The organism is Flagellimonas rhodophyticola (assembly GCF_049332665.1).
In the GTDB taxonomy this organism is placed as follows: Bacteria; Bacteroidota; Bacteroidia; order Flavobacteriales; family Flavobacteriaceae; genus Flagellimonas.
The window spans coordinates 2,585,814-2,602,485 of the sequence record NZ_CP186326.1 but is presented as its reverse complement, the minus strand read 5'-3'; the positions used below and the strand labels follow the sequence as shown (position 1 = coordinate 2,602,485).

Annotated in this window: 18 protein-coding genes; 13 read left to right on the top strand and 5 right to left on the bottom strand. The window is 35.4% G+C overall.

The window, feature by feature from the left end:
* Positions 1 to 69: 69 nt before the first annotated feature.
* Together ACOKFG_RS11700 and ACOKFG_RS11695 are read right to left on the bottom strand one after the other, a co-directional pair.
* Positions 70 to 1,113, bottom strand: a complete 1,044-nt coding sequence (locus ACOKFG_RS11700; RefSeq protein WP_422861314.1) for an alpha/beta fold hydrolase — start codon at positions 1,111 to 1,113, stop codon at positions 70 to 72.
* Positions 1,110 to 1,757, bottom strand: coding sequence for a hypothetical protein (locus ACOKFG_RS11695; protein ID WP_422861313.1), 648 nt, complete (start codon positions 1,755 to 1,757; stop codon positions 1,110 to 1,112). Before ACOKFG_RS11695 ends, ACOKFG_RS11700 begins: the two co-directional genes overlap by 4 nt.
* Before the next feature lie 558 nt (positions 1,758 to 2,315).
* Between ACOKFG_RS11695 and ACOKFG_RS11690 the strand changes: the two genes are divergently transcribed.
* The 3 genes from ACOKFG_RS11690 to ACOKFG_RS11680 all read left to right on the top strand — a co-directional run bounded on the left by ACOKFG_RS11690 (position 2,316) and on the right by ACOKFG_RS11680 (position 4,981).
* On the top strand, positions 2,316 to 3,548 hold the full coding sequence (locus tag ACOKFG_RS11690) for a hypothetical protein (RefSeq protein WP_422861312.1): 1,233 nt from the start codon (positions 2,316 to 2,318) through the stop codon (positions 3,546 to 3,548).
* Between the two features lie 8 nt (positions 3,549 to 3,556).
* Positions 3,557 to 3,820, top strand: a complete 264-nt coding sequence (locus ACOKFG_RS11685; RefSeq protein ID WP_422861311.1) for a plastocyanin/azurin family copper-binding protein — start codon at positions 3,557 to 3,559, stop codon at positions 3,818 to 3,820.
* A 324-nt stretch (positions 3,821 to 4,144) separates the two neighbouring features.
* Positions 4,145 to 4,981: a tyrosine-type recombinase/integrase gene (locus tag ACOKFG_RS11680; RefSeq protein ID WP_422861310.1), complete on the top strand. Its 837-nt coding sequence runs from the start codon at positions 4,145 to 4,147 to the stop codon at positions 4,979 to 4,981.
* 27 nt (positions 4,982 to 5,008) lie between these two features.
* Here the strand turns inward: ACOKFG_RS11680 and ACOKFG_RS11675 are convergent, their stop codons facing one another.
* Positions 5,009 to 5,236 carry a hypothetical protein gene (locus tag ACOKFG_RS11675; RefSeq protein WP_422861309.1) on the bottom strand — a complete coding sequence of 76 codons (228 nt, stop codon included), beginning with the start codon at positions 5,234 to 5,236 and terminating at the stop codon, positions 5,009 to 5,011.
* Positions 5,237 to 5,429: 193 nt separating this feature from the next.
* Between ACOKFG_RS11675 and ACOKFG_RS11670 the strand changes: the two genes are divergently transcribed.
* The 7 genes from ACOKFG_RS11670 (at position 5,430) to ACOKFG_RS11640 (ending at position 11,873) form a co-directional block, all read left to right on the top strand.
* Entirely contained in the window at positions 5,430 to 5,639 is a 210-nt protein-coding gene (locus ACOKFG_RS11670; RefSeq protein WP_422861308.1) for a helix-turn-helix transcriptional regulator, read from the top strand.
* A 183-nt stretch (positions 5,640 to 5,822) separates the two neighbouring features.
* Positions 5,823 to 6,032, top strand: a complete 210-nt coding sequence (locus tag ACOKFG_RS11665; RefSeq protein WP_422861307.1) for a helix-turn-helix domain-containing protein — start codon at positions 5,823 to 5,825, stop codon at positions 6,030 to 6,032.
* Positions 6,025 to 8,346 carry a sensor histidine kinase gene (locus ACOKFG_RS11660; RefSeq protein ID WP_422861306.1) on the top strand — a complete coding sequence of 774 codons (2,322 nt, stop codon included), beginning with the start codon at positions 6,025 to 6,027 and terminating at the stop codon, positions 8,344 to 8,346. The genes ACOKFG_RS11665 and ACOKFG_RS11660 overlap by 8 nt, the downstream gene beginning before the upstream one ends.
* Entirely contained in the window at positions 8,339 to 8,953 is a 615-nt protein-coding gene (locus ACOKFG_RS11655; protein WP_422861305.1) for a hypothetical protein, read from the top strand. The genes ACOKFG_RS11660 and ACOKFG_RS11655 overlap by 8 nt, the downstream gene beginning before the upstream one ends.
* A complete protein-coding gene (locus ACOKFG_RS11650) occupies positions 8,953 to 9,519 on the top strand; it encodes a hypothetical protein (protein ID WP_422861304.1) in 567 nt (188 codons plus the stop codon). The genes ACOKFG_RS11655 and ACOKFG_RS11650 overlap by 1 nt, the downstream gene beginning before the upstream one ends.
* Before the next feature lie 4 nt (positions 9,520 to 9,523).
* Positions 9,524 to 11,239, top strand: coding sequence for an Eco57I restriction-modification methylase domain-containing protein (locus ACOKFG_RS11645; protein ID WP_422861303.1), 1,716 nt, complete (start codon positions 9,524 to 9,526; stop codon positions 11,237 to 11,239).
* 4 nt (positions 11,240 to 11,243) lie between these two features.
* Positions 11,244 to 11,873 carry an HNH endonuclease gene (locus ACOKFG_RS11640; protein ID WP_422861302.1) on the top strand — a complete coding sequence of 210 codons (630 nt, stop codon included), beginning with the start codon at positions 11,244 to 11,246 and terminating at the stop codon, positions 11,871 to 11,873.
* A gap of 719 nt (positions 11,874 to 12,592) precedes the next feature.
* Here the strand turns inward: ACOKFG_RS11640 and ACOKFG_RS11635 are convergent.
* Complete coding sequence (locus ACOKFG_RS11635) at positions 12,593 to 13,600, bottom strand: alpha/beta fold hydrolase (RefSeq protein ID WP_422861301.1); 1,008 nt, start codon at positions 13,598 to 13,600, stop codon at positions 12,593 to 12,595.
* Between the two features lie 108 nt (positions 13,601 to 13,708).
* On the opposite strand from ACOKFG_RS11635, the gene ACOKFG_RS11630 reads away from it, so the two are divergent.
* Positions 13,709 to 14,440: an NUDIX hydrolase gene (locus ACOKFG_RS11630; RefSeq protein ID WP_422861300.1), complete on the top strand. Its 732-nt coding sequence runs from the start codon at positions 13,709 to 13,711 to the stop codon at positions 14,438 to 14,440.
* A 92-nt stretch (positions 14,441 to 14,532) separates the two neighbouring features.
* Here the strand turns inward: ACOKFG_RS11630 and ACOKFG_RS11625 are convergent, their stop codons facing one another.
* A complete protein-coding gene (locus tag ACOKFG_RS11625; RefSeq protein WP_422861299.1) occupies positions 14,533 to 15,321 on the bottom strand; it encodes a hypothetical protein in 789 nt (262 codons plus the stop codon).
* Positions 15,322 to 15,521: 200 nt separating this feature from the next.
* On the opposite strand from ACOKFG_RS11625, the gene ACOKFG_RS11620 reads away from it, so the two are divergent.
* Together ACOKFG_RS11620 and ACOKFG_RS11615 are read left to right on the top strand one after the other, a co-directional pair.
* The gene (locus tag ACOKFG_RS11620; RefSeq protein ID WP_422861298.1) at positions 15,522 to 15,992 is read left to right on the top strand and encodes a hypothetical protein; all 471 of its coding nucleotides are present in this window, start codon (positions 15,522 to 15,524) and stop codon (positions 15,990 to 15,992) included.
* A gap of 46 nt (positions 15,993 to 16,038) precedes the next feature.
* A complete protein-coding gene (locus ACOKFG_RS11615) occupies positions 16,039 to 16,668 on the top strand; it encodes a hypothetical protein (protein ID WP_422861297.1) in 630 nt (209 codons plus the stop codon).
* Positions 16,669 to 16,672: the final 4 nt, after the last annotated feature.

Genomic DNA, 16,672 nt, shown 5'->3' with positions numbered 1-16,672 from the left:
ATAACCTACAATGACATATATCAGCTTGTTGCCTGACTTTCATTTTATTGGAAATCTTGACGTATCACACTATTTATTTTGATTCATAAATTGCATCACTTCCTCGGCAAACAGGTTTGGTTCGGTGAACATGGGTGAGTGTCCGGATCTTTCAAAAAACACAAGTTTTTTTTCACTGGAACCTAAATTATCAAAAGCTTCTTGGGCATAGAATTCTGGAACGACCATATCATACCTTCCCCAAAGAATCAATGAGGGTAGGGTAATCTCCGCAAGCCTTTCTGTGAAAGACAATTCACCTATTAGATCATCGTCCAAGATGGATTGAATTTTTAATAAGTTCCAGATAAAAGTGAGTACATTATAATCCGAAACCTTAACGTTTCCATTTTCTGCATTGTTAATTATTCCGTCATCATTCAGATATTCTTCAGCATCAAACGCAAGGGTGTTCAACTGGTTAAAGTCATCGAGAGTTACGGTATTCGCATCTACATTATCCAGTTCATCATATACTGACTCCCAAAAGGGAACACTATTTCCAAGTTCAATTTGAGCGGCTGCTACGCGCTCAAAGTTTCTTATGTACTCAAAATAAAGGTCTTTCGGGCTGTGACTACCATCTACATTGATCCAACCCAAAAATTCACTTTGGTCTTTCAATAAGGCCGCTGGACCCAATGCGCCTCCCCAGCTATGTCCCAATAAAAAGAACCGGGAATCATTACCATAAATACGCTTTATAACGTTAACCAAAGCAAGTACATCCTCGGCCATTACATCAATCGTAACGTCATCTTCGGAATAATTTCCTTGTGACATTCCAGAACCACGTTGGTCAAAATATACCACACCATAGTTATCTTCTATCTGATTAAATGCATTTCCTCTAAAGCCTAATCCTAAACCGCCCGGACCACCATGTAAGGTAATTAGGAATATCTTTTCATTAGCATTTCCTTTGATGTAGGCCGGCATATCGGCACCTTTATGACGTACAAAAACTGTAGCATCCAGATCACTTAGCGTATGGTCGTTTGAACAGGCATTGACTAACAATGTGGCAATTGCCAGAAATCCTATTTTGATGTGATCAGCAAGTGGTTTCTTCATTGTTTTTTATTTTTAAAATTGAAACGGAAACCATATTGCAACGAAAAGGTTGGTAAGGCTCCAGAGTTATATGGTGTTCTCATGGTGTAGTTGATATTGAAATAGCTGCCAGAACGAACTTTGTCTTTGCGCTGTTTGCCTATCCCAACAGATAATGAGGGAGCATAATATCCGCGCCCTGGCAAGAAAACCTTATCGACCGAATCGCCATTGACCTTATAGGTCTCTGGTAAAAAAGAACGATAATATCCTAAAGGATTTAGCTCGATGTTAAACTGTTTTCCCTTTTTATTGGTGCGACGCCAAGTAAGCCCGAAATTAGTGTATGCACCAGTATCTGTTTTTGATGAAAAGTTAGTTACAAACCCCAAATTCCCATTAAATAGGAACTGATGGGTATTGATTCGTTCTTGACCTTTACGTGTTTTTGTTTTTTCGTTTTCTTTCCAAAGATATTCTGCGCCTATTGACAGTCCATTGCTCCAAAACACAGTCCCCACAAACCCCGCTTTAAATTCAGTTCTGTCCAAAAAAGATTCTGGGAGTTCGGTGTTTGTCGTTTGGCTTTTTGATTGGTTCTGCCCGTAGCTAAAGATGGTGAATAGGAATAGACAAGGTAAGAGTAACCGTAATTTACGTCTCATATATTTGATTGATTGAAGACAAAAATATCTTTACAAAAACCAATTACCGTTAAAGATTGTGTAATTAAAACTTAAGGAATAGATAAAAAATAGCTGAACTAATTGCATTTTGCATTGTTTACATAGGCAAACAAATCAGCTGTAAGGATTTTACAGTAAAAAACGACTATCAAAGCAATTTTGCATAATCTCGAATTATGATATTACAAAATGAATCATAATGTACCGCGTTATGTAACTTGAGCTTTGGTAAAAGCGAAAGTTTACCCTGCAGCTCCTGAAAAATTTCTTCTGAAAATCTTCTTTAAAAAGGTAATGGAATGCTTTTTTGCCCAAAAACCGATAGGGCAGGGGGCAAAAGTGCATGAAATGGACAAAAACCCCAGAATTTCTAAGGTTTTTGTGCAATAGTTTTTCGTGCTCAATTTCTATATTGCAAGCACTCCAAGTTATTGACTTCCTACAACTTACTTCCCCCAAATATACCCTTATATGGGTATTCCATTAATTAAGTTTTTTGAACACTTTTAAAATCTATAACTAAAAAACAGTAGAGTCATGGCAAAATCTATTCCAATCGCAACAATTGTTTTCTTACTTCTCGCTATTTCTTGCAACAAGAAACCCAAGACCAAAGAAATATCTCAAATTGAATATCAAAAAATATTAAACCCAGACCCTATAAATGCCATGAATAACCCCAGTAAACATGCTTGGGACCTTTTTTTACAGGTTAACCATCCTGCCAAGGATTTCAAACTTGAAAGAGGAGTTCCTGATTTGAATAAGAAAATTGGTGATCCTGGGATTGCTGTATGGGAAACGTGGAAACATGCAGGCAGCGAAGTTTTTCTGGATAATGGTGGAACACCTCCAGTTTGGGAAGACTTTTCTCTGGACCCATTTCTCAATAACAAGGGTAAAACTTTAGAAGCAAGTACATCTACTTTAATAAAAAATTTAAATGAAGCTAAAGTCGGGGTTAGTTCTTTTGAAGTTATTCAAAATTTCACTAAAACCTTACAGGAATTTCATGGTGAGGATGGAATATTTGGAACAGGTGGAGGAGAAACAAGAATGAATAAAAGCACATTTGATTTCATTGTTGAAAATGAACTTTACAATACGCAGGGTTTGTATAAATTTCGAGAAGATTATTTAAATACACCTGAGGGTAAAAGAGAACCCTTAGCATTTGATAAGGAATCTATTGAAGTTAAGGCGATGTGGAGGGGATTCTCACAGGATGAACTTGACAATAATCTTGATAATAGATTTTATGTTGCTACTGACTCGGATGGTAAAAAATATGGTCTTACGAGTTTACACATTATCACTAAAGATGTGCCAAATTGGTTTTGGTGTTCATTTCGTCAGATTGACGGTAAGGAACCTCAAATTCCCGAGGTTGATAATTATGGTCCACCTAAAGAATTAAAAGGTACATTTTGGGAATATTACAAATTGAGTGGAACTCAAACCACCTTTACGGACCCTAAAGGAGATCCTAGCTTGCTGTCTGATACTTATATTGAAGATGGTTTTGAACATTCATCATGTATTTCCTGTCATTCTTTATCAGTTGTTGGCGGGCCTGGTTCATTACTAGAGGACGGAGGGACACTTTTATTTGTTGAACCACATGTCATAGCTGCAAGTTATGATGGGAGACCAGGTCAATTTATTGGAACACCAGAACCTGAATGGTTTAAAAATACTGAGGGAAAAGAAAACCTAATTCCACTTGACTTTGTTTATTCTTTGTCATTTAGAGCAAAACCAAAAAAATAATTCGACAGATGACACATAAAGTGATTATTAAAAATATGAGTTTTAATCCAAGAGTCCTTAAGATTAAAAAAGGGGATGAGGTTTATTGGAGTAATGAAGATAGTGCAATGCATACAGCTTCAAGAGATGACGACCCAAAATTTGATACAGGAGAAATTTCAGGAAAAACTGATTCAAAGACTATCCAGTTTAATGATGCATCTACAGATAGGGGTTTTTCATATATATGCAGGCCCCATGCATTTATGCGAGGAACCATAGTAGTTAGTTGAGCTGTCTAAAATGTTTGAAAAGATTATGATTGATAGCCAAAACTTTATTGGCTTTTATATACTTCCGTGATTGTAACTCTAAGCCCCATTAAAACATGGGAGACATTCTGCCGTTCAAATTATGAAATGGCATCTGTTGGTAAATAATGAAACATACAAACAGCTTGGTTAGCCATTCTGATAATGATACTTTAATACTCGTTTATACCTGTAACGAAGTGTTTTTTCTTATAAAAATCACCATCTTGAAGAAGTAATTAATCAATTAATCTTCAATATGAAAAAAAAGTATATCTAGGCAAGGATGCTGAAATGATTGAAAGTATGCATAAACATCTTTCTTTTCGTAATTACAGCAAACACACAGTAAGCAATTACATTAAAGAAATGAACCATATCTGCTACCATTACCAATGTAGCCCAAAGGTTTTAAATCAACAGCAAATTCTGGATTATCTCTATCTCCTTGTTTCCAATAAGAAGTTTGGCCCAAATAAAATAGCAGTTGCAATAGCTAGTTTTACTTATTTCTATCATAACATCGCTAAAACTCCAGAAAAGATAAAGCTACTCCGAAGCCCAAGAATTCCAAATAGGGTGCCATTTGTTCTTTCCCCACAACAGGTTTACCAATTTATTGAATCATTATCTACGCTTAGGGATAAAGTAATTGTTCAAATGTTGTATTCTACCGGAATTAGAGTAGGGGAGTGTGTAGGCTTAAAAAGGCAAGATATACATCCTAGTCGTATGGTGATACGAATAGTCAAGGGAAAAGGACAAAAAGACCGTTACGTTCCACTTAGCCCGATGCTATTGAGGCAATTGGAACAATATTACAAGCAATATGATTCTAAAGATTATATTTTTTACGGTAGAAGTAGAGAGGAACCAATGAATAGAATAACAGTTAATCGAATTATCTGGAAGGCAAATTTTATTCTAAAAACTAATGAAAACATTACACCTCATACATTTAGACATTCATTTGCTACTATTCTAACCGAAGAAGGAGAAAACTTGTTCACGATACAAAAGATATTAGGACATAAAAGTATTAATTCGACCTTCCGATATATTAAAGCATCTAAAACGAAACTGAAGTCTTGTATAAATCCGCTAGATAAGATTTACAACGATAATGATGAATCTAAAACCTAGAAAATGTGTGTGGAATGGAAACTGTGACTAATTATCTTTTTTGTTGTTTACGTAAATCTCCATAACCGCTTCTTTGAGTTCCATAAGAACATGACAGCAATTCTGCTTCTCAAAATCAGTAAAGGTATCCTGGGTAAGAAAGTGGAACATAAAAATTGCTTTGTCTAAACTGTTGGTAAAGGAAAGAAGGTCTCCTTCATGGCAATTTTCTATATAGGTTAAGATAGGGGATAGGTCAAGTTTTTTGGGATTCATAAAGTCAGTTATTTGATTGTTGAAAAAACCACAAGTGAGCTATTAAATATCGTTTAACTATTAAATAGTTATTTAAAACGACATTAATATAATTTAAAACAGTTCAATTTAGTCGTTTAAAGTTATAAATAAAATGCAAATAAGAAAACTATGTTTGTGTAAAATGCTATGCATTTAACGTAAAACGATTCAAATGAGCACTAAAAAGCCAATTAACAGAATTCGAGTTGTTCTTGCCGAACAAGACAGAACCAACAAATGGCTTGCCGAAAGGGTAGGGAAGAGCAGAACTACGGTTTCCCGATGGTGCACAAATGACATGCAGCCTTCTTTAGAAACTCTTCGAGAAATTGCAGAAGCTCTGAGTGTTGATATTAGGGAGCTTTTGGTGTCTACAAAATGAAACATTACGGATATTGACTTTAGATAATATCCACAGGGAATGGCCTTCATCTATTGTTAATATTGAGGATTAAAGAGAACCTAAATATCAAAAAGTAATCTGTTGATAATTATACAATACTAGTTTGTAATAATATCTCATTTCTTAAGATATTAAATTAAATTTAAAATAATTTACATTCCTATGAATAGGATTAAGGATGTTTTGAAAAAAAAGGGGATAGAACAAACTTGGCTTTCTGAGAAGCTTGAAAAAAGCTACAACATGGTAAACTTTTATGTTCAAAATAGGTCTCAACCGAGTTTGGAGACGCTCAATGAGATAGCTGTAATTTTAGATATTGATGTCAAAGATTTGGTCGTATCAAATAAAGAGGAAATGAAAAATGAATAAAATTCCTTTTACAGTTTCTGCGCGAGCAGCAAGGTTAATTGGTCAGGAAAATTTCTCCAATGCAGAAGGTGCTGTTATTGAGCTCGTAAAGAATTCTTATGATGCTGATGCAACAGTATGTATCGTCATTGTCGACATGCTAAAAGATGCAATTTTTATAATTGACAATGGTGAGGGCATGACATTAGATGTCATCAAAAACAAGTGGATGATAATTGGTACTGACAGTAAAAAAGAAGATTATAAAACAACCAAAAGCAGGGTCAAAACTGGGGCCAAAGGTATTGGTCGATTTGCTTTGGATAGATTAGGCGCAAGTTGCGAAATGATAACTAAAACCAAAGAAGATTCAGAAGGAACAAGATGGCTTGTAAATTGGTCTGAATTTGATGTTAAGGGTCGCTCAATCGGTCAGGTAAATGCACAATTTGAATCATTAGATGATTACACATTTGAAGAAAGTCTTAAAGAAGAGTTCAAAAACTTTCAAACCTCAAAGGAGTTTTTACAAAATTGGAAATTAAACGAGGGTACGGTAATTAAGATTACTGGTTTAAGAGATGATTGGTTTGAACAGAACATAAATTCGCTTCATTCTAATTTGGAGATGCTAGTTCCTCCAATTGAAAATAATCTATTTGAATTATGGCTTTTTGATAGGGAAAACTCAAATGATTATGGAAAAGTCGAGTCAGCTCGTTGTGATGATTATGATTATAAGTTGAGTGCAAGAGTTGATGAAGAAAAAAATGTTAACATCAAGCTTTACCGAAATGAGTTGAGTTTAAACGGTTTGATGGAATTAGGATTTTTTAAAAAAACCAAACTGGACAAAAATCTTTATGGAAAAGATAAATTTGAGAGTGAGTTCATTGAATTCAATTTAAAACTGGAACAGCTAATTCCCGGTTATAAGGAAATGGACGATTCGAATAATTTGGAGAAAATTGGCCCCTTTGATTTTAAGTTCTTTTTTATGAAAAGAGGAGGGGGGCAAGAAAAAAGAAATGAAGGCTCTGGAAAATACCCATATAAACCTATTAACTACAGAGATCGAGTTAGCTGGTTAAATAAGTTTGGAGGTATAAAGATTTATAGGGATAACTTCCGTGTTAGACCCTACGGAGAAACAAAAAGTAGTTCTTTTGATTGGTTAGACTTAGGAAAAAGAGCTCTAAGTAATCCAACGGTCACAAGACCAGGGTACCGTGTCCGGCCACAGCAGATTTATGGGGTGGTCAATATTTCTAGAATTGATAATATAAATTTTGAAGATAAATCAAGCAGAGAGGGTCTTCAAGAAAATGATGTGTTTTCAGTTTTTAAGGAAATCTTACTTCAAATAATTAACAAGTTTGAAAACGACAGAAATCAAATATTGATGTCGTTGTACAAAATATACAAAGAAGATAACAAAAGAGAGGCTGCCAAGGAAAAAGCAGATGAAGTAATTTCGGAAGAAGACAAAAATGAAGGAGAATCCTCATCCGATGCCAATAACAAAGAAACCTTTAAAGAGGCATATAAAGCCATAAAGGAAGAACTAAGCGAGACAAGAGACGAACAAAAATTGTTAAAAGTTTTAGCTAGCGCTGGATTGATAGTAACCTCGTTTGCCCATGAGTTAAAGAATTTAAGTGATAGAATTGTACCACGTACTGATGACCTAAAAGAAATCTTGGATGACCTAATCAATAAGGATAAATTGTTGGATTTGGAAGAATACAATAATCCGATAGTAATGCTTGGAGATATGCGAAGTCAAGACTTAAGATTAAAACATTGGTTAGATTTTGCATTAGCCGCAGTTCGAAAAAATAAAAGGACAAGGCGAAAAATTGAAATGGTAGCATACATAGACAATTTGCAGAGAATGTGGTCTTCCTTACTTAAAAGAAGACAAATAGAGTTAGTCATTGATAAAAGCAATTTTCTAGAGGTTTATTTTTCCGGTCATGAAATTGATTTGGATGGGATTTTTAATAATCTAATTGCTAATTCAGTAGATGCTTTCAGAAGAAATGATGCCAATGACGATCGGAAGGTTTCGTTGGGATTTGAATTTGACATAAAAACTGGAATTAATGTTACCTATGAGGACACTGGCCCAGGTCTTTCAGAAGATATAATTGACCCGAATCAAATATTCGAACCTTTCTTTACCACTAAAAGAGACAAACAAACTGGAGAAAAGACGGGTACCGGTTTAGGAATGTGGATTGTGAAAAGTACGCTTGATGAATACGAAGGGGATATAATTTTTGTAAGATCAAGACCAGGATTTAAAATCAAAATAGTACTACCAAATGGCTAAATATAGGATAGGATATATTGACGAATCTCCAGAAGATGTAAGAGCCTTTCAACGCTATGCAAGTAATCATTTTGAGGTTGTTCCAATTGACCCAAAGGGAGATATTGAAGAGATGATAACGGATATTTTTGACAGTAAAGTGAGGGCGCTGATTGTTGATTTCGATTTAAGCGAGCATAACAACACTGTTCATTATTCCGGTGCGGATTTGGTTGAACTAATGCACAGCAAAGTAGAGAATTTTCCAATATTTATTTTAACATCGTATGCGGAAGATGCAGAAAATAAGGGTGATGATGTAAACATTGTTTACGAAAAGACCCTGATGTTCGAAAAAGATGAAAGATTTTTGAACAGGATCAAAATTCAGATAGAAAAATTTGAATTTAAAATCAACGAAAAAGAAGAAAAATTACTTTCTCTATTGAATAAGCAAAATTTGGATGAAAACGAAGAAACTGAAATAATAAAACTAAACTTCGAAATTGAAAAAACTCTTGACAAATTAAATGCTAAACCTCTAGTGCAATTTACTCCCACCAATGAGGCAAGACTAAAAAGTCTTATAGAGAAGGTGGACAATCTTATAAATAAAATTAAGAAGTAATGGCTGAGTTTAGAAACGTCAGCCCGAAACGCAATTATGAAGGGCCAAAGTTGAAACCTTACCGCAAATACAAGGATCACCTTCGAAAAGATTTTAACAGCAAATGTGGTTACACTGACTGCGTTGATTTTTGGTTTGGTGGAAAATCCAATTTCCATATTGATCATTTTAAGCCTAAATCCGTTTATCCCGAACTTGAGCTTGAATATAACAACTTAGTGTATTCATGCTCTTTTGTAAATCGGGCCAAAAGTGATGATGATAGTACCTATTTGGACCCTTGCAATGAGGACTACAATTTGCATTTCTTGAGAGATGATTCTGGAAACATTGTTCCGAAAGATAGCTCCGACGTAGCAATTTACATGTATAAAAAACTCAAATTATATCTCAAGAGATATGGCATAATATGGATGCTAGAATCATTAAGACTGAGAATTCAGGAATATACGGAGCTTATTGATAATATGAATCCTGAGGACAAGAAAGACCATTATGAGTTGTATTATGAGCTTTCCAAAGAGTTTCAGGGTTATCTGGAGTATTTAAGAGTAGAGATGGATTGAATTTATGGATGAAAAGAAAAAAACAGGTTCATATTATACACCGAAAACACTTTCAGATTTTCTTTGTAAACATATTATTCAAAAATATCTTGGCACGGAAAACATTTCGGTCTTGGAACCTAGTTGTGGTGATGGTCAATTTGTTAAATCTTTCTTCCACAATTTTTATACAGAGGAAAATTATAAAGTAGAAATTGACCTTTTGGACATTAATGAAATTGAGCTTACAAAAGCTATAAAATATGTCCCACAGTCAGAAAACCTTAATTTCTATTGCCAAGATTATCTTGAATTTTATTTAGAAAAAAATAGAACATATTCGCTTATAGTTGGAAACCCGCCCTATATCAAAAAAGAAAATTTAGAAAAAGAACAAATAGAGATATGCGAGAAAGTTCACCACAAGGCAAAAGAATTCAGTAGAAAAATTAATTCAAATCACTCGATTAAGAATATATGGACAGCTTTTGTTGAGGCTGCTATAATGAGTTTGAACGATGATGGAATTATGTGCTTTGTAATTCCTTCTGAAATTTTACAGGTTAAATATGCTGAAGAGCTAAGGGCAGCAATTGCAGATGAGTTTGAAAGAGTAGAGGTTTTTGCATTTAATGAATTAATTTTTCAAGGAGTTCAACAAGATGTTGTAGCTGTAATTGGTGTTAAACATGTTGCAAATAAAATGGAGCATGGCTTTTCGTTTTATCAGGTTAACGCCTTAGAGGATTTAAAAGAACCCCGATTTACTGAAAAACACAGCAACATTCATCGCTTAACACTAGACAAATGGACCAATTATATTTTATCGGATGAGGAGTTAAATTTTATTGACGAATCTGCCAATAATTTTCATTCAATTTCTCATTATACAGGAAAAGCTCAGGTCGGAATTGTTACCGCGGCAAATGATTATTTCATTTTAAGTGATACTGAAGTACGTAATAATTCTATTCATAGACTTAAGGATATTATTAAACCAATTGTGCCAAAAGGAGAACTAATTCCAAGCACAATTTCCTTTACAGAAGAAGACTTTTATTCGCTCAAGAGCGAAGATAAGAGAGTAAATTTTCTTCATTTCCCTAACGAACCAAAGAAAAAGTTTGGAAAGATAGCTAACAATTATTTTGCAAAAGGAGAAGAGGATAAAAAAGATGGTAAAGGGAAGCTTCACGAAAGATTCAAAATGACTAAAAGAGAAAATTGGTATCATGTGCCATCTGTCTGGGCTTCTGAAGGGTTGTTCATAAAGCGAAGTCATTTGTATCCAAAAATGTTTGTCAATGAAGGAAACGCGTATGCGACAGATTCGTTTTATAGGATTGTGACAAAAGCGAACTACTCAATAAGAAAGTTAGTATTCTCTTTTTATAATTCCCTAACTTTTGTTTTGGCAGAATTAGAAGGACGGTTCTATGGAGGCGGTGTTTTGGAATTGACCCCAAGTGAGTTTAGAAAACTTTCTGTGCCTTATAAAGATAGTATTACGGATGAGCAATTCAACAAGCTTGATAGTTTGTTTAGGCAGAATACCAGAATAGAAGAGGTCTTAGCTTACACCAACTCAATTTTAATTCCAGACATTGATACAATCAAACTTGAACGATTAAGAAAAAAGCTAGTCGATAGAAGAACCAAAACTATTGATTCCACGGTTCAGGATTCGATTAAAGAGGATGTAAAAACCATAGTACACAATAATAATGAAGTAGCTGTTTAGTTTAATGGGAAAATGGACTGAGGATATTGAAAAAGCACTAATTGAACTGGGGGGATTGGGTCATTATTCGGACTTGTATGAAAAGATTTCTGATATAAGAAAAGGCCAACTAACCAAGGATTGGAAATCCGTAGTTAGAAGAACCATCCAACAGCATTCATCAGATTCAGAATCGTTCCTTAAAAAAGAAGACTTATTTTATAGTGTTAATGGTATTGGTTCTGGAGTGTGGGGATTGAGAAACTATGAACCCACCGAAAAAGACGTTGATTTAACTGAAGACGATATTTCATTTCCAGAAGGCAAAAAGCTTCTTAAGGTACATATATTAAGAGAAAGGAAGCCGGCTGTAGTACTCCAGGCAAAGAAACGCTTTAAGGAACAACAAGGTTCATTGTTTTGTGAAGTATGCAACTTCAACTTTGAAGAAAAATATGGTGATTTAGGTAAAGACTTCATAGAAGCTCATCATGTTATTCCAATTTCAGAGATGGGAGAGGATTATCAAACAAAAATTTCAGATTTAATAATGGTTTGCTCTAATTGTCACAAAATGATACATCGATATAGACCTTGGTTGTCTAAAAATCAAATAAAGAAACTTATTAATTGGAAGCGCTCTTCCGAGGCCTGAAGAAAATGCGGGCCAGCGATGGAGTGAATTTGTGGCTTGGCACAAAGAGCCATTGCTCTGGGCTTTGTGTGAGGCGCAGGGCGCCCAAATAGCCTAGCTATTCAGACACAAAGGGAGCGTGGAAGCATATTTTCTTCTTGAATTTTTGTTTCTTTTGTTTCAAGACAAAAGAAAGGAGATAACATCCTAAATACAATTTCTATTTTACATAATATTAAGGACACCAAAAAGAAAATAGCTTAATCAGAGGAGGATGTTAGCAAGTGCTAAGAATTTTGCTCGTAGAGAAAATTTTAGCTTTTGCGACAAGCTGACGAAAAGCCTATGAAATTTTTCTTTCGAGAATTCACAAGTAAACTAAAGGTTTCAATAAAAACGAAAAGCTGAGCTTTTAATGGCGCTGGCCAGGTGGCTGAGAATTGCGTATAAAAATAAATGCAAGGGCATTTACTTTTTATGAAAGCAATATGCTGTTGGCCGAGCGGCTATTTTACATAGCGACTGATTATAGATACAGATGCAAACATGCGGCGAAGCCGACCGTTTAAGGAAAGTTTCATGACCCCGTTGAGATTTCGTTACAGGATAAAAACACGAGGGATATTTTACATAATAGAATTATAGCTATCAAATGGACTTATCCCTTACAATACAAACAATAGCATTTGTACTATAATCTACATTATGTAAAATAGATTATTTCAGCATCCCTCCCTGAACTACAATAAACCCGAAAGAATGGTATCTAAATGATTTCGTATCATGGAAAAATGACCTTCATCCTTTAACAAGTTTAGTTTGGAATTCGGAAGTACCTTGTTTAAATGAATACCCCTGTATTTTGGGGTCATCTTGTCTTTATCGCCATACCAAAGTGTTACAGGAACTTGAATTTCGTCCAGAGCAAAGCCCCAATCCCGAACATATAATTGCCATTCTTGTACTACGGCATCTATGCCTTGTTTATAGGCTTCCTGACTTCCTTTGATAAAATCAATTCCATACTCTGGCTGCTCTTTTAATAGTTTTCGGTCTGGTTTGGGTAGAAAACGTTGAAGTTGTCGAAGCCTTCGATGTGGTTTTTCCGACAACGTCTTGGAGTCGTTGGCAATAAACCCTCTCAGATTTTTATCTTCTTTACTATTGGCAAACCAATGCACGAGTTTTACAGGAAACCACATCCCTCTTAGTTTTCCTTTGTAATCATGTGGTGCTGTTCCAGAAACAATGGCTACTTTTCTTAATCTATAATTTAGTTTATGAGCGCATGCCAATACATGTGGACCACCTCCAGACAGTCCAAAAACTGAAAATGAATCTATTTCAAGATGGTCTGCCAGCTGAGCAATATCATCGGGATAATCCAACAAGGTCCTGTCTTTTTGAAAGCTAGATAGTCCCACACCTGGGCGTTCCGGTGCTATTAGTTGAATACCCAGATGCAAAGCCGTACTGTCCATAAAGGCACTGGAAAGTCGACTCTCTTGTCCGCCATGGAAATAGAAAACAGGAACTCCTTTAGTATCACCGTAAATAGCATAGCTTAATATTCTACCGTCATTAAGCGTCATTTGATATGAGTTTATGGAGTCTTTATTCATGTCAAAAAGGTTTGGATTAACTGGATAAAAAGAAACTCCATTGCCGTAGAGTACAACACCTACCGTTAAAGTTAGGATTCCAATCAGTATGCGATATTTAATTTGAAATTTCTTTTTTAATGGCATATGTAGTCCTAATTATTAAAATATCATTGTGACATTTTGACACAAAGTAAAAATATTTATTAACTTTACAAACAGATGTTTAATTTATTTTAGGTTTTAATTACTATTATGAATAAAAAAACCGAAGATATCCTTGAAATAATCAAGTCTGGAGAACAAGTCTTTCTTCCCAACGTTTCTGTGGACAGTGTCATTTTTGGGTATGATTCCGAAGAGTTACAGGTATTGCTCTTAGAGGCTTCAAATGGGAACTGGATGCTTCCTGGGGGTTATGTTAAAAAAGAAGAAGACTTAGATGCTGCAGCGCTCAGAAACGTAGTAGAACGAATTGGCGTGAAAGATATATTCCTGAAGCAATTTCATACGTTTGGGCAAAGAAAGCGTTCTTTTCACAAAGAGATTGAGCAGCTGTTTGAGGATCTGGGAGCATCTATAGCACAAGACTTGTGGATTCAGAAACGTTTCATTTCGGTAGCATATTACACCTTGGTCAATAAGACCATAACGCAACCTAATCCTAATTTTTTTGCCAAAAGTTGTCGATGGCATAATGCACGACAGCTTCCCAAACTGTTGTTGGACCATGAGAATATTGTAACTACCGCTTTAGACTCCTTCCGGGCCGATCTAGCCTCGTATCCCCTAGCCTATCATCTATTGCCTCAAAAGTTTACTATGCCGGAGCTACATGCAGTGTTCCAATCCATCTATCAAAAGAGACTGGATAGAAGTCGGTTTCAAAAGAAAATGTTTGAATATGATGTTTTTGAACGTTTAGAGTCCCGCGTTGGTGTTGCTCATAGAAGACCTTACCTGTACAGGCACAAACAAACGATATAGGATATTATATAAGTTTATGAATGACCCTTCTGTATAAAACAAAAGCACCGATTATCAAATCAGTGCTTTTAGTCTTGTATGAAGATTTTCTCTTACAGTTCTATATTTTCAACAGTTCCATCAGGATATGTCACCGTTGCAGCGGCATCACATTCTCCGTCTCCGAAGTCAACAGTAACTTCCAAACCGTTTTTCGCAATGCTCATGCTTCCGCTGGTGATATACTCGCAATCCAATCCACCTTGTAAATCATCAATCGTTTCTACACTGTAGGTGTTTCCATCTGCTGTAATGGTCCAATTTCCAGATATGCTAAAGATGCTATTTTGTAAATTATCAAAGGTGAAACTAAAAGTTTTTGTACCGTTTTCGGTAACCACACTTTCATCTTCCATTTCCACTGATAACTCGCTCGTCACTGTAAATGCAATAGTTCCTTGTTCAGCATCGCCACTCAACACAAAAGTTCGGGTTCCATTCACTTTTATAGTTCCGATATAAAAATCTGAGTACACAGCGGTATAAGCTATGGACTCCCCTTCCGTTTGATAAGCAACGGTTAGGCTCCCATTAATATTTTCGGTGCCATTGAGTTCGCAATTATTAAAGGTGGCTACAAAACCACTTTGGGAATATTCTACAGTATAACAATCGTTTGTTTTTTGGGCGGTCTTTCCGGTTGCACTATTACTATATAATTCTGCTAAAACATTATCAACAGCACTGGTAACATCATCCGTTTCCAAAATAGTTTTCAATTCTGTTTGGGTCAGTTCTTGTCCCTCACCTAAAGGTTTGGCGTCCTCGCTACATCCATGTAAGAGCACTAAAACAAAGCTTAAAAATGTAAAAAAGGAGGTGATTTTTGTGAATCGGTACATACTACTTAAGTTTTGAGGTTATGCATGGTCAACGAAAACGATAGGTTTTTAGTGTCTGAATGGTTGATTTATCGACGAATTACATTCAAGAAAATATCATTAATAATTTTGAATATAGATGTCCTTAAAAAATTGATATTCCTTGTCTTTCAAAAAAATGTTTTACTTTACAATAAATATTGTTTGAAAAAGATTGTGACATGAAAAAACTTAAAATTCTCCTTTTTTTAGCGCTGTCACTGGGTCTTGGTGCTTGTAGTTCCGATGATGGTGGCAATACAACAACTATAAACACTGATGTTATTGGTGTTTGGGATTTGATCCAAGTGAATATTAGCAGTGCCCAGGATATTAATTTAAATGGAACCCCTTCGGCAAATCTACTTGACGAAGTTGACTGCATTTCCGGAACCCTGTTGATTGATGGGGATTTTGTTTGGACTTTGGAACAGTCCATAATCAATATTACTGAAATTACTGGAGGGCTGTTTTTTGCTGATTGTGCAGGAAGTAGTTCCACCACTGGGATTTGGACCTCAAACGACACTTCGGTCTCTTTTGGTGGAGACAATGCTCCGATTCCTTTTAATATTGTAAATGGCCAATTGGTGCATCAGATTGGTGATGATTTACCCGGAATCCAAAGTTATGTTTATGCCTTGAGGCCGTAAATTAAATAAGGTAACATATTTCAGTATTAAGATTGATTTATTCAGTATGCGTATATTTTTAGTTTTTGTTCTCTTTTTAAGTTGTGGTTGGTTTTCGTTATCTGCCCAGGCAAACCCAATTGAAATAGAAGAAAATGAAGCTAGAAATCGGATTACCTTTTACGCTGTAAACAAAACTTTTACCCCGTACGATGTGTTGTTTGAGGTAAAGGGAAAGAACTTCAGGCAGAGTGCAGCAAAACCTCGATGGATACATGTGCCCGCAACTTCAAAGGTGAATTTGAAGACTATTATTCTTTTTAGGGACAAGCGGCCGGTTTATACCAAAACCCTCAAGGTGAATGATAGTCTTTCTAAAAGGGCACTGAAGAAGGAATATGAAAAATTGGATATTCCTCCACCGAAGATTAAACCTAAGAAACAAATTACCATTTACAGCACAAATGACTGTGCTACATGCGATAGTATTGTTTCTAAACTGACTGTGGACAATTTTCTATTTAGAACAGTTTCCCTTAACGAACAACCTGAAGTAAAGGAGCAACTGGGCAAATTTTTAGCCAAATCTTCAGAAGAGATGGATTCTATCTCCTCGCCTATTATTAGTTTAGGAGGAAAGTTATATAGTTGGATATCTTCCTATGAACAACTGCAGGAAGAGTTGAATAGGGAATAAAAGC